Annotated in this window: 13 protein-coding genes; 6 read left to right on the top strand and 7 right to left on the bottom strand. The window is 52.9% G+C overall.

Annotated elements, in window-relative coordinates:
• Window positions 1–3 precede the first annotated feature (3 nt).
• Together BCV73_RS02575 and BCV73_RS02570 are read left to right on the top strand one after the other, a co-directional pair.
• On the top strand, window positions 4–621 hold the full coding sequence (locus tag BCV73_RS02575) for a LysE/ArgO family amino acid transporter (protein WP_089545840.1): 618 nt from the start codon (window positions 4–6) through the stop codon (window positions 619–621).
• Window positions 622–801: 180 nt separating this feature from the next.
• Window positions 802–1779 carry an aldo/keto reductase gene (locus tag BCV73_RS02570; RefSeq protein WP_076170434.1) on the top strand — a complete coding sequence of 326 codons (978 nt, stop codon included), beginning with the start codon at window positions 802–804 and terminating at the stop codon, window positions 1777–1779.
• Between the two features lie 400 nt (window positions 1780–2179).
• Here the strand turns inward: BCV73_RS02570 and BCV73_RS02565 are convergent, their stop codons facing one another.
• Entirely contained in the window at window positions 2180–2797 is a 618-nt protein-coding gene (locus tag BCV73_RS02565) for a TetR family transcriptional regulator (protein ID WP_089545839.1), read from the bottom strand.
• Window positions 2798–3040: 243 nt separating this feature from the next.
• Between BCV73_RS02565 and BCV73_RS02560 the strand changes: the two genes are divergently transcribed.
• Complete coding sequence (locus tag BCV73_RS02560) at window positions 3041–4297, top strand: cytochrome P450 family protein (protein ID WP_089545838.1); 1257 nt, start codon at window positions 3041–3043, stop codon at window positions 4295–4297.
• 190 nt (window positions 4298–4487) lie between these two features.
• Here the strand turns inward: BCV73_RS02560 and gdhA are convergent, their stop codons facing one another.
• The 5 genes from gdhA to BCV73_RS02535 all read right to left on the bottom strand — a co-directional run bounded on the left by gdhA (window position 4488) and on the right by BCV73_RS02535 (window position 9144).
• On the bottom strand, window positions 4488–5852 hold the full coding sequence (gene gdhA, locus BCV73_RS02555) for an NADP-specific glutamate dehydrogenase (protein WP_373309577.1): 1365 nt from the start codon (window positions 5850–5852) through the stop codon (window positions 4488–4490).
• A 150-nt stretch (window positions 5853–6002) separates the two neighbouring features.
• Window positions 6003–6986: a diaminopimelate dehydrogenase gene (locus BCV73_RS02550; RefSeq protein WP_089545837.1), complete on the bottom strand. Its 984-nt coding sequence runs from the start codon at window positions 6984–6986 to the stop codon at window positions 6003–6005.
• Between the two features lie 131 nt (window positions 6987–7117).
• Window positions 7118–7831 carry an SDR family oxidoreductase gene (locus BCV73_RS02545; RefSeq protein WP_089545836.1) on the bottom strand — a complete coding sequence of 238 codons (714 nt, stop codon included), beginning with the start codon at window positions 7829–7831 and terminating at the stop codon, window positions 7118–7120.
• A 54-nt stretch (window positions 7832–7885) separates the two neighbouring features.
• Window positions 7886–8440 (bottom strand): NAD(P)H-dependent oxidoreductase, encoded by a 555-nt coding sequence (locus BCV73_RS02540; protein ID WP_089545835.1) that lies wholly within the window; start codon window positions 8438–8440, stop codon window positions 7886–7888.
• Between the two features lie 125 nt (window positions 8441–8565).
• A complete protein-coding gene (locus tag BCV73_RS02535; protein WP_076170441.1) occupies window positions 8566–9144 on the bottom strand; it encodes a TetR/AcrR family transcriptional regulator in 579 nt (192 codons plus the stop codon).
• Between the two features lie 305 nt (window positions 9145–9449).
• Between BCV73_RS02535 and BCV73_RS02530 the strand changes: the two genes are divergently transcribed.
• On the top strand, window positions 9450–10592 hold the full coding sequence (locus BCV73_RS02530; protein ID WP_089545834.1) for a family 8 glycosyl hydrolase: 1143 nt from the start codon (window positions 9450–9452) through the stop codon (window positions 10590–10592).
• Between the two features lie 250 nt (window positions 10593–10842).
• Window positions 10843–11340 carry a MarR family winged helix-turn-helix transcriptional regulator gene (locus BCV73_RS02525; RefSeq protein ID WP_076170443.1) on the top strand — a complete coding sequence of 166 codons (498 nt, stop codon included), beginning with the start codon at window positions 10843–10845 and terminating at the stop codon, window positions 11338–11340.
• 89 nt (window positions 11341–11429) lie between these two features.
• Here BCV73_RS02525 and lpdA read toward each other — a convergent pair whose 3' ends face one another.
• Window positions 11430–12815, bottom strand: a complete 1386-nt coding sequence (lpdA, locus tag BCV73_RS02520; RefSeq protein ID WP_089545833.1) for a dihydrolipoyl dehydrogenase — start codon at window positions 12813–12815, stop codon at window positions 11430–11432.
• A 183-nt stretch (window positions 12816–12998) separates the two neighbouring features.
• On the opposite strand from lpdA, the gene BCV73_RS02515 reads away from it, so the two are divergent.
• Window positions 12999–13577, top strand: a complete 579-nt coding sequence (locus tag BCV73_RS02515; protein ID WP_089545832.1) for a TetR/AcrR family transcriptional regulator — start codon at window positions 12999–13001, stop codon at window positions 13575–13577.
• Window positions 13578–13625 lie beyond the last annotated feature (48 nt).

Genomic DNA, 13625 nt, shown 5'->3' with positions numbered 1-13625 from the left:
GATATGATACACGCCCTATTTCACGGATTTATATTGGCCCTTGGGCTGATTTTGCCGCTCGGCGTTCAAAACCTGTTTGTGTTCGGTCAAGGCGCCGCCCACACCCGCTTGAGCCGGGCACTGCCGGCTGTCATTGCCGCCTCCCTTTGCGATACGCTGCTGATATCCCTGGCGATCATGGGCGTTTCCGTCGTCGTGCTCGAATATGCCTGGATCAGAACGGTCCTACTGGGGCTGGGGATTCCTTTCCTGCTGTACATGGGTTACGTCACGTTAACGAACAAACCGTCCGTCCATAACGGGGAGGACACCCGGTCTTTATCGACCCGAAAGCAAATCGCTTTTGCCGTATCGGTATCCCTGCTCAATCCCCATGCGATTCTGGACACCGTCGGCGTGGTAGGCACAAGTTCCTTAAACTATGCCGGCTGGGAAAAGCTGGCGTTCGGCGCGGCATGCGTCCTCGTCTCCTGGGTATGGTTCGCCGGGCTCGCCGCGGCGGGACGGGCCGCCAGAAACCTCGATTCGACAGGCAGGCTCAGATCGTGGCTGAATCTGCTGTCCGCCATCATTATGTGGGTTACGGCCGCTTATTTGGCTTACAGCCTGTTTAGGGGATGATGACGAGGAGTGAAGGATCCGGAGGGTCCAATGAGGTCAACGCAGGTTAGTTCAAAGCAGGTCCAAACAGGCTCAAGTAACACGAGATTCACTTAGTATACTTTTTTTCAGTGCTTACCAGAAACCGAAAGAAGAATTATAATGTTACCGAATCCACCAGGAAAAGGAGGAAATTGAAACGTGAAGTATACCTATTTGGGAAAAACAGGATTAAAGGTCAGTCGTCTCTGCCTCGGTACGATGAATTTTGGTCCAAGCACCGAGGAGAAGGAAGCCTTCAAGATTATGGATGCAGCCCTCGACGCAGGTGTCAATTTCTTCGATACGGCCAACGTCTACGGCGGTAATGAGCACCGCGGATGGACTGAGGAAATCATCGGCCGCTGGTTCGCCCAAGGCGGCGGAAGACGGGAAAAAGTCGTGCTCGCTACGAAAGTATACGGCAACATGGAACATCCTATCGTGGATCCCAATGAGCAAGGGGGACTTTCTGCGTACAAGATCCGCCGCCACCTGGAAGGCTCACTCCGCAGGCTGCAGACGGACCATATCGAGCTCTATCAAATGCACCATGTGGACCGGAACGTGTCCTGGGATGAGCTCTGGAACGCTTTTCAAACTCATCAGAACCAGGGAAAAATCGGATACGTCGGCGCCAGCAACTTTGCCGGCCGCGACCTGGTGAAGGCCCAGTACGAAGCGGAGAAGCGCGGACTGCTCGGCCTGGTGTCCGAGCAGCACAAATACAGCCTGCTCTGCCGGCTGCCGGAGCTTGAAGTGCTCCCTGCCGCGGAAGAGCATGGCATCGGTGTCATCGCCTGGAGCCCGCTGGACGGCGGCGTGCTTGGCGGCAACCTGAACCCGAAGGAAGGATCGCGGACTGCGCGCCAGACCGAGCGGCTCGAGAAGCTGCGCCCGCAGCTGGAGCAGTTCTCGAAGCTGTGCAAGGAGCTGGGCGAGTCCGAAGCGACGGTGGCGCTCGCCTGGACGCTCGTGCATCCGGCGATGACGGCCCCGATCATCGGACCGCGGACGCTGGAGCAGTTCGAGCAGACGCTCCGGGTTGTGGAGGTCGAGCTGAGCGAAGACGTGCTGGCGCGCCTGGACGAAATTTTCCCGGGTCCCGGCGGAGAAGCCCCTCGGGCTTATGCTTGGTAACCCGCAGTAAAAGAAAGCTTGCTTGATCGAATTCATCCTATTCAGATGAGCTGATGGCCTTCCGGATATGTTCCGAGTGCTAATAATCAGCGCCAGTCTGACTAGAAAAGGCTTATATTCTCTTATACCTTCAATAGAGAACACACCTTGAGGCTTCAAGGTGTGTTCTTGCTGTTTATGATTAGTCTCTGAACTGGCGGAAGAAGGAGCGCAGACCTTCGTCAAGCTGATCCGGTACCTCTATGGCGGCGAAATGGCCGCCCCGGTCGAACTCCGACCAATGCACGACCGTATACGGGCGCTCGGCAATCCGGCGGACCGGCTGAACCCCACTTTTCGGTTATATCAACAAAAAAAATTCCGCAGGAGCCGCGGAATCTTTTCGCTTAACTGTATGACCTCAACCCGGCATAGAAGAAAGCCGGTCCATATGGCGATGCAGCACATCCACCAGATCCGCATCGTCCCCCTGCTCCAGCCATTCCTCAATGGAGACGCGCAGAGCCGCCATATAGACGGCCACCAGAAACCGGACTTCATCACGGTGCGCCCCGGTTTCGAGCCTCGAGCACAGCGCATCGCAGAGAGCCGGCTCCGTCTCCATCAGCGTATACAAAAATAAGGACGCGATAGAGGGCGTCTGCCCGGCTATGCGGTACCGGAGCACAAGACCCGGGCGCTGCTTCTCGTATTGGCCGGCCAGGTAACCGAAGACCGATTGCAGGGCGGCATGGGGTGATGCCGGAGGCTCCGCTTCCAGCAGGTATCGGACCCCATCCAGCTGCGTGCTGCGGATCGGTCCCGACAGCACTTCCTCCTTGGACGCATAATACCGGAAGAACGTGCGCGACGACATCGTGACCGCATCGGCAATGTCCTGAATCGAGGTCTGCTCATAGCCCTTCTGCTGAAAAAGCCGCAGCGCCGCTTCCTCAATCGCCGCCTGGGCCAGACGCTTCTTTCGCTCCCTTAAACCTGCCGGCGCTTCTATGGGATGTATGTTTTTTTTAGGATTCATCTCGAATTCTTCCTTCATTGACTTTTGTCACTCAGTGACATTATATTAAATTTAAGCGCAATCCACAATGCAAAATACGGACACAGCAGCGCGAAGACGTAGGCCCAAGCTTTTCGGGACGGGCCATTCCTATGATTCCACCTGTTATCACAGCTTATTTCAATCATTCGATCATCCCTAAAGACAGCTCCGTCCTGCTAAGGCAAGGCCAAAATACTCTGCTTATGAAAGGATGGTTTGATGATGAATCCGTCAGATCCCATTGCCCCGGAAGCGCTGAATCTGTTCAGCGGTGCCAGCGGGGACAATCCGTTCCCTGTATTCGCCCAAATGAGAGAATTGAACGCTGTCATTCCGATCCCGTTTCCGATGGGCGGGCTGGATCGTCAAGCGTGGATGGTCACCCGGATGGAGGAAGCGATGCAGGTGCTCAAAGACCATGCCCATTTCACGGTAGACCCCGCTTCGATCGACGGGAATGAAGATTTCAGAAAGAGCTTAGCCGGCGGTTCGGATGCGTCCGCACCTCCCACCTTTTTCACCGGACACTCCATGCTCACGGTCGATGACCCGGACCACCGGCGGCTGCGGAGCCTCGTATCCAAGGCGTTCTCGCCGCGATACATGGAGAGCCTTCGTCCCCGCGTGCAGGAAATCGCCGACGAACTGCTCGACCATGTCCAGGCGCAAGGCGAGATGGACCTCGTCAAGGACTACGCCTATCCGCTCCCGATCAACGTCATTTCCGAAATGCTGGGCGTTCCCCAGGAAGACCGGGAGCAGATACATTCCTGGTCGGCCGCTCTCGCCCATGGGCTGGGACTGGGAAGACGCGAGCCGGGCGTTGAAGAGAATATGCGCGCCTTCGGCGAGTACACCGCCCGGCTGGTAGCTTCCAAACGGCGGCAGCCTGCGGACGACCTCATCAGCCAGCTGATCGCGATCGAAGAGGCAGGAGACCGGCTCTCGGAAACTGAACTCGTGTCGATGATCACCCTGCTCATCTTTGCCGGCCACGAAACGACCTCGAACCTGATCGCCACCGGCAGCCTGATGCTGCTGGATCATCCGGAGCAGCTGGAGAAGCTCAAGGCCGAGCCGAGCCTGGTGCCTTCCGCCGTTGAGGAGCTGCTGCGCTTCAACGGGCCGGCCACCATTGCCGGACCCCGCTTTGCCACGGAGGACATCGTGCTCGCCGGGCAGTCCATCAAGAAGGGCGATGCCGTGATCCCCGTGCTGAAATCGGCCAATCGGGACGAGCGCCAGTTCGACCAGTCCGAACAGCTGGACATTACGCGCCAGATCAACCGGCATCTCGCCTTTGGCCACGGCATCCATATGTGCCTGGGAGCGCCGCTGGCCCGCATCGAAGGGGACATCGCCTTTACTACGCTGCTGAAGCGCATGCCGAACCTGCGGCTGAGCATTCCCCGGGATGAGGTCCCTTGGAACTTTACGCTCAGCTCCCAAGGGCTGGCCGCCCTGCCTGTGGCCTTTTAAATCCATATTCAGTGAAGCCCTTGGGACCCAAGGGCTTTTTCATATGCGGGATGAAGCCGTGGTACTCCGATTGGTTCGTAAAGTATAAAAAAGAAAACCACGGACAAAGGAAGGGTATCTCATCCTTTATCCGTGGTTTTTATCGTGATATGAGTTCATTTCGAATGGTTTACTAAGCTGCAGGGAGGACTTAGACGATCCCCTGAGCGATCATAGCGTCCGCTACTTTCCGGAATCCGGCAGCATTGGCGCCTACGACGAGATTGCCATGATATCCGTATTCATCGGCTGCCTGAACGCAGCTCGCATAAATATTTTTCATGATATCATTCAGCTTTGCGTCAACCTCTTCAAAGCTCCAGGACATTCTCATACTGTTTTGGGCCATTTCCAGCGCGGATACGGCAACGCCGCCCGCGTTCGCTGCTTTGGCCGGTGCAAACAGGACACCGTTCTTCTGGAAAATTTCGATCGCCTGAAGGGTGGACGGCATGTTCGCGCCCTCACCGATCGCCTTCACGCCATTCTTAACGAGCAGAGCGGCCGATTCCTCGTCGATTTCGTTTTGCGTGGCGCAAGGCAGCGCGATATCGCATGGAACGGTCCAAATGTCACGGCAGCCCTCGACATAAACGGCATCCGGATGTTCATTGACGTAATCTTTAATCCGTTTCCGCTCCACTTCTTTCAGGCGCTGAACCGTATCGATGTCCAGTCCCTTTTCGTCATAGATATAGCCGTTGGAATCGCTGCACGCGACGACCGTAGCTCCGAGTTCTTTCGCTTTGCGCATAGCATAAATGGATACGTTTCCGGAACCGGATACGACGACTTTGCTTCCCTCAAAGGACAGATCGTTGTCTTTCAGCATTTCATCCACGAAATACACGCATCCGTAGCCGGTCGCTTCCGTACGCGCCAGACTTCCGCCGTATCCGATGCCCTTGCCCGTAAGCACGCCGGCTTCGTTGCCGCCCCGGATCCGCTTATACTGCCCGAACATGTACCCGATCTCCCGGGCTCCTACGCCGATGTCGCCGGCAGGGACGTCCGCATCGGGTCCGATATACTTATACAGCTCCGTCATGAAGCTTTGGGTAAACCGCATGATTTCCCGGTCCGACTTGCCCTTTGGATCAAAATCGGAGCCGCCCTTGCCTCCGCCGATCGGCTGGCCGGTCAATGCGTTTTTCAAGATTTGCTCAAAACCCAAAAACTTGATGATGCTTGCATTGACGGACGGATGGAACCGGAGTCCTCCCTTATATGGACCGAGTGCACTGTTAAATTGTACCCGAAATCCCCGGTTGACCTGAATCTTGTTGTTATCGTCCACCCAAGGCACGCGGAATGTGATGAGACGCTCAGGTTCGACCATGCGTTCTAAAATGCCTTCTTCCATGTACTCCGGATGTTTTGCAAGAACAGGTACCAGCGAGTCAAAAATTTCCTTAACGGCCTGGTGGAACTCATCCTCGGAAGGATTCCGGGAAACGACTAAATTATACACATCGTTAACATACTTTTCGGCTGTATTTAAACCCTTCGTATCCATTACACTATTCATAACCCAACCCCTTTTGCACAATTCGCACATTTTTTTGCACTATAACGCTTTGCTTCACTAAATTCTAATGCAGGTTTAGGGGTTTTTTCCAATAAAAAATATTTTTTTAGTCGATTAAATGCATTTATCGGTGCAAAATTACAGCAATTGCTGGCGCAGCTCCGCATCGCTTTTCGCGGACAGATAACCGAGCGGGATATCAAATACCGTTTTGGCGCCAACGGCTCCTTCTTTGGCCAACCGGACGGCCGCTCTGGCATAAGCGGTCAATACGCTTGCGGTGAATTCCGGGTTGCTCTCCAGCTTCAGGCTGAATTCGACGATTTGCTTCGTTCCCTGGCCGGTCACTCCGCTGCGGATCACAAATCCGCCGTGCGGCATCCCGCTGTGCTCGGATTTCAGCTCTTCTTCCGTAATGAAATGGACCGTTGTGTCATAGTCTGCAAAATAGTTAGGCATCTCCACGATCGTCTTTTCAATCTCGGCACGGTCCGCACCCTCTTCAGCAACGACATAGCAAATCCGTTCGTGCTTCTCGCGGGTTGCCAGTTCTGGCGTTTCGCCGCTGCGGATTTGTTCGATGACGCTTTCTACCGGGACGGTATACTGCACTCCTGCTTTGACGCCCGGAACGCGGCGGATGGCATCCGAGTGGCCCTGGCTGACGCCTTTACCCCAGAATGTGTATTCCTTACCCTGCGGGAGAATCGACTCAGCGAGCAGTCTGTTCATGGAGAACAGGCCCGGATCCCAGCCGGTCGAAATGACGCTGACAGTTTGTCCGTTTTTAGCCGCTGCATCCACGCTTGCAAAAAACTCAGGAATCTTGGCATGCGTATCAAAGCTGTCCACTGTGTTAAACAGGGCGGCAATGGCCGGTGTTTGCTCGGGAAGATCGGTTGCGGATCCTCCGCACAGAATCATGACATCGATCGATCCTTTATATTGTTCCACCGTCGATACATGCTCAAATTTGACGCCCGCTTCCGCAGGCATCTGCGACGTGTCACGCCGTGTGAATACCGCCACCAATTCCATATCTTCGTTCTGCGCGATGGATGCCTGGACGCCTCGTCCAAGGTTACCATAGCCTACAATTCCAATTCTGATTTTCGATGCCATTTTATGTCCCTCCACTTATTCTGATTATCCTTTTGATTATATGACATGAGATGTCATATGCAAAGCAAAAATACGAAAGAACAAGAAAAAGCCCTTGATCTCCAAGGGCTTTTGCCGATATATAGAAGTATTTACCACGGAAGCTTATCATCCATGTAGAAAAATCCGCCGGTCGGGCCGTCCTCAGGTATCGTTGCCAGCCGAACAGCCGTTACCGCGCCTTCCTCGGCCGTCAGTTCGGCCTTGTCACCGCCCATGCGGGTCTTAACCAATCCCGGATGCACCGCGTTAACTTTCAGGTTCGTCCCGCTGGTCTTTTGCGCCCAATAGGCCGTCAGCATATTCAGCGCCGCTTTCGAGGCTGAATAGGCGGGTGTCGCAATACGCTGCGCCAGCTCGTTCGTCAGAATAAATTGCATCGAGCCGAGCGCGCTGCTTTGGTTCACGATCCGCCCCGCCTCACTTTTCAGCAATAATGGCAGCAGTTCCTCCGTAATAAAATAAGGCGCAAACGTGTTCACTTCAAACGTATCTCTGAAAGCGTCGCCTTCATATCCGGATTTTTCCAGGTGGACGCCTGCATTGTTGACCAGGATATCGAGCCGGCCGTATTCCGTTTCAATCCACTTCGCAAGCTCCGTGATATGGGCTTCATTCGTCACCTCCAGCTGAACGCCGACCGCTTCGATCCCCTGCTGACGCAGCTCCGACGCCGCCTGATCCGCCGCTTCTTTCGTCCGTGCTGCTGTTAATACCGTAATGCCCTGCTGCCCCAATTGTTTGGCCACCTCAAATCCGATTCCTTTGCTGGCTCCCGTCACAAGTGCAATTTTGCTGTTATTCATCTTCATTTCCTCCCTGTTATTGTTTTGATGAAAATGGTCATCGTTATGAAATGATCAAAGAATTTCAAGTGCTTCGTATCGCACGGGCTGCGCCTCAACCAAGTGCTTGACATACGCGGCCTGACTGTCGGCGATTTGCTCATCCGTCACATGATGCGCGTTATGCAGTGCAAAGGGCGGGAGATAGCGGGCGCTAACATAGTTGGCCAGCGCTTCCACCGGCTTCGCGATATCCCTGATCGTAAACAGGTTGTATCCTCCCGGTTGATACGAAGCCGCGGTGCCTGAAGTCGAGATGGCAATACCGATTTCTTTCCCTTTCAAGCGGTCCCCTCCAGGACCGAAAGCCCAGCCGTAGGTGAGAACCTCATCAAACCACTGTTTGAGGAGCGGCGGCGTGCTGTACCAGTACAGCGGGTATTGAAAAATAATCCGGTCATGGCTCTCCAGCAAACTTTGCTCCCGTGCGACGTCGATCTTTTTGTCCGGATAGGCTTCATACAGCAGGTGTACGGTCGTCTCTGCTTGCTTTTGTGCCGCTTCGGTCCAGGCCCGGTTGATCCGGGAGGCTTGTAAATCGGGATGTGCAGCAATAATTAACGTCTTCATAATGATGGTCTCCTTTTTTGAGAATGATCGTTCTATTAACAATGCGTCATGCTATGCTCATTAAAAAGATTAAGCACGGTTATTTTGAGAACGATCATTCTATAATTATGAAAAAAAATATGTTTTTATTTTTTGACGAAGCGTATCGATACGTCTGCGATCCGCTCCAGTTTTTCTTGGGGAAGGGACGTCCGTTTCATCACTCGAATTCCCACCAGCGCGTTATGAAGGTACTCCGCCAATTCTTCCGCTTCGTATTCCCTTGTAAACTCTCCGTTCTGCTGCCCCCAAAACACGATTTCCCTCACCAGCTGCTCGGCTTTGGCAAATGCCTCCGTCGCCTTTGCGTCCACCTCTTCATCACGGATCCCCAGTTCCACGGCCGAGTTCACAACCATGCAGCCTGGCGGCACGTCTTCATCCCCATGAATCATGTATTGGAAAACAAACTTCAGCGCTTGTTCGGCCGTTTCCGACTGCTTAACCCCTGCGGACATTCTGGCGTTGAACCGTTCCCCAAAGCGGTCGATCGCTTTCAGGAACAACGTATGCTTATCGGTGAACGTATCATACAGGCTTCTGCGGTGAATGCCCATATGCTCGACAAGGTCGTTCATGGATGTCTTCTCGTAGCCCTGTTCCCAGAACAGCTTCATCGCTTTCTCGAGAACGGCACTTTCCTCAAATTCTTTGCTTCTGGCCACCCCGTACACCTCCTTCCGTTATATTATCATTTCGGGAATCATCGGTATAGAAAATCTGTCCTTTCCGCTTCCCTTTCCTTTCGCTTATCTTAGAACAGTATTGCCTATTTTGAGAATGTACATTCTACTTCGAACGCTGTGAACCCTTTTCTTTACGAATTCAGCATAACATATCGGGAACGATCGGTAAAGTATTATTTTTGTACATCGGAACACGAACATCTATAATTTGAAGGGTAAACGCTTTAATTTTTAGAGTGCCCCTTATGTTACGATAAGCTTAAACTAACAGCTGGAGGTTGATTATGGCTCTAACGATGCAAGGAGCGTTTTATACCGGCCAATATCGGAATGTATTCCTGGAAGCGGGTTATTCGCCAGAGGAGATCGACGCAAGGCTCGAACAGGCGTGGAATGACCTGTTTGACGGTGCACCTGAGGTTCGGATCTACTTTCCTCTTGGCGAGGATAAAGGATATGTTCTGGATACAGGCAATTCGGACGTCCGCACCGAAGGCATGTCATACGGCATGATGATGGCCGTTCAGATGGATAAGAAAGACATCTTCGACCGGCTCTGGAATTTTTCCAAATCGTATATGCAGCATAAGGAAGGACGCTACAAGGATTATTTCGCCTGGCACTGCAAGCCGGACGGCACCCGCTTGTCTCCTGGACCTGCTCCTGACGGGGAGGAATATTTTGCAATGGCCCTGTTCTTTGCTTCAAGCCGGTGGGGCGACGGACTGCCGCCGTACGATTACTCCGAGCAGGCGAAGACGATTCTTCGCGCTTGCGTTCATAAAGGCCGGGACCAGGAAGGAGATCCGATGTGGGACCCTGCAACCAAGCTCATCAAGTTCATTCCGGAGTCTCCCTTCAGCGATCCATCCTATCACCTTCCCCATTTCTATGAGCTGTTCGCCGAGCGTGCCGACGAACGGGATCGAACTTTTTGGAAAGAAGCTGCCGTCGCCAGCCGGGCTTATCTGCACCTGGCCTGTCACCCCCAAACAGGACTGTCTCCGGAGTATGCGAATTATGACGGCACGCCGGCTGAACCGCAGCCCCATGGCGATTACCGCCATTTCTTCAGCGATGCGTACCGGGTGGCGGCCAACATTGCCCTCGACTGGGAATGGTTCCGCCAGGACCCATGGCAGGTCGGGCAGTCCAACCGGATTCAGCGGTTTTTCCGGGAGATCGAGCCTTCCGAATACCGGAGATACCGCATCGACGGGAGCCCTTTCGAAGAGCCTGCCCTGCACCCCATCGGGCTGTTGGCTACCAATGCGATGGCATCGCTGGCCGCCGACGGTGAAGATGCGCTCCCCTTTGTTCACAAGTTCTGGAGCACACCGCTTAGAACCGGCATTCGCCGATATTACGACAACTGCCTTTATTTCTTTAGCCTCCTCGCGCTAAGCGGAAAATATCGTATTTATTAAACATACTGAGAGAAACTAGAAAACCCTTGATAAACAAACAAGGGTTTTCTTTCTGCTTAATTGCAGTTCCTCCGTTGCTGATCTTTAAGCCTCCTTCACATTGCGTAAAACCGCCCTTTTCGTGGATTGGGTCGAAATAGACGCCATAATGTGACTATGCAGAGTAAATAAGTCTTGATCGGCAAATCATCTTAATATAATGTTTATCTTAACGAGAAAAGACATAAGTCGCATACGCGGAGGAATCAAGATGTCAAAAGAAAAGGACCGCGTGTCACCTGAACTCGCTTCCTTACAGCAGGAAATGGTGCACGAGCTGCGCCAGAACAGCACCCGTGCCGTAATGTTCCATCAGCTCATTTCGGAACGATTGGGGTTGAACGCCACCGATCACAAATGCCTGGATTACTTGAATCAAGCCGGACCTGTCACGGCCGGCCAGCTGGCCCAGTTAACCGGGCTTACAACCGGTGCTGTGACCAGTGTCATCGACCGGCTCGAACAAGCGGGTTATGTCATCCGGGATAAGGATCCGAACGATCGCAGACGTGTCGTCGTCAAACCGGTGCCGGAAGGCTCGGCATCCATCTCTCCCTTGTTCCAATCGATTATGCAGTCGACGCTCGAGATCGTCTCGCAGTATACGGAGCAGGAACTGCAGCTGATTTTGAACTTCATCCGGCAGTGCAATGAGATGACTTTAACCGAGATGAACAAGATGAAGAATGAGAAAGACAGGATGAGCTGAGTATGAATCGCCGTCATGAAAGCCGTTTGCTCTCGCAAATGGCTTTTCTTTTGGGCAAAAGGCCACATTTATTTCGCCATTCTCATTATTTATTTTACAATCCTCATTTTTCTCACCGCGTTCTCGGCCGCGTCCATAATGACTTCCCCTAACGTAGGATGGGGATGAATTGTCATCGCCAAATCCTCTACGGTCGCTCCCATTTCGATCGCCAAGACCAGCTCCGATATGAGGGTTGACGCCTCTATGCCCACGATTTGCGCTCCTTTAACGATCCCCGACGCTTGATCCGCAATGATCTTCACAAATCCTGGCTCTTCTTTCAGCGCCAAAGCTCTGCCATTAATACTAAAGGAGGATTTGCCTGCGATAACCGGGATCCCTTGCTCCTTGCATGCTGTCTCTGTCAGACCAGCGCTGGCCAATTCAGGTTCGGAAAACACAACAAGCGGAATAGCTCTGTAATCCACAATAGAAGGTTTGCCGGCGATAGCTTCTGCCGCAACTTTAGCTTCGTAGGAAGCTTTATGGGCCAGAGCCGGACCTTCCGTAATGTCACCGATCGCAAATATATGCGGAACTGCCGTTCTGCACTGAGCGTCCGTTTCGATCAGCCCCCTGACCGTTGTCTGCAAGCCGATGTTCTCGAGCCCTAATTCGCCGTCCGTATTCGGTCTTCTTCCAACAGTCACCAGCGCATATTCTGCTCTTACAGTACGCTGCTCATCTTGACACATATAGCTGAGCGTCAGCCCGTCTGCATCCTGTTCCGCATGGACGGCTATAGCCTCCGTAATGATAGTTACACCGTCTTCGTTTAACTGCCGTACAACCGGAGCCACAAGGTCCGCCTCAAATCCGGGCAGCACCTGTCCTCCTCCCTCCAGAATCGTAACTTTTGTTCCGAATTTGGCATACATTTGCCCCAGTTCAACGCCGATATAACCGCCGCCGATTACGACCAGGCTCGATGGAATTTGTGAAAGGGACAACGCTTCAGTGGAAGACATAATACGTCCGCCGTAGGGCAAAGCCGCAAGCTCAATTGGACGAGAACCGGTTGCTAAGATGGCGTGTTTAAAAGAAATCCTTTGTTCGGCTCCCGCTTGTTGAATGGAAGCGGTGTGCTCGTCAATCAAGCGGGCCTCCCCTTCAAGAACCGATACCCCGGCCGTCTTTAACAAATATTGAACTCCAGCGGCTTGCTTGTTCACGACGGCTTGTTTGAAGGCCTGAGCATCCTCAAAGGAAGCAGCAGCAACTGCCTGATTCCATTGCTTACGCTGCTTGAAGCGATGCGCTTCCCCAATCAACGCTTTGGAAGGAATGCAGCCTGTGTTGGTGCACACTCCGCCGACCCGGCCGCGCTCAACAACAGCCGTTGTCATTCCAAGCTGTGCTGACCGAAGCGCCGCCACATAACCTCCCGGACCCGATCCTATTACAAGGGTGTCTACCGATTTATGGTCAATCATAACTTTGCACCTCCGAAATAAAATATGATGAACGTAATATATTATAATCATCATATTTTAAAACAGTCAATATCCCTGCTTGTTTGCCATGAGACCCAAACGACTGGACTGAGGAAATTGACAGGTTTTATTATGATGCCTATAATATTTTAAAATGCGTTTTTGCCATTAGGAGTGATTGCTTTGCCTTATCCGGAAGGTCATAAATTAAAGGTTCGCGGCCGTATTATTGAAAGTGCAGCCAAAGCCATTCGAGCCAGCGGAGTACAGGGCATCAGCGTTCCCTTTATTATGAAGGGTGCCGGTCTGACGCACGGGGGGTTCTATTCCCACTTTGACAATAAAGAGCAATTGGTCGCTGAAACTTGCCGCTTTGCGATCAGCGAGACCATTGCCCTGCTGCAGAAGGCGGCGGACCTGGAAACGGAAGCACCCAAGATCCACGCGGTCATTCATTTTTATTTGAGTCCGCAGCATCGCGACCAGACCGAGGTGGGCTGCATTCTTCCCGCCCTTTCCGCTGAAGTATCCCGAATGTCCGAAGAGGTGCGCCAAGTCTTTACCGAGGAGCTGCAGCGCATGATTGATTTTATCTCTGATCTGGCAGAAGTCGATCCATTAACTGGCCAAGCTTTGCTGAGCCTTATGGTCGGCACGATTGTACTGGCGCGTTCCGTTAGTGATGCCGAGCTGAGTGACAGTCTATTATCGACAGGCAGGCAGCATGCCAAAGATCTTATCAAGACAAGCGTACAGAGCTAAATTGAGATTGAGATGGTCAAACAGCTGATAGATCAACCTAAATAACGA

The sequence above is a fragment of the Paenibacillus sp. SSG-1 genome, from assembly GCF_002224835.1.
Classification (GTDB): Bacteria; Bacillota; Bacilli; order Paenibacillales; family Paenibacillaceae; genus Paenibacillus_AQ; species Paenibacillus_AQ favisporus.
This window is presented reverse-complemented; position numbering and strand designations above follow the sequence as displayed.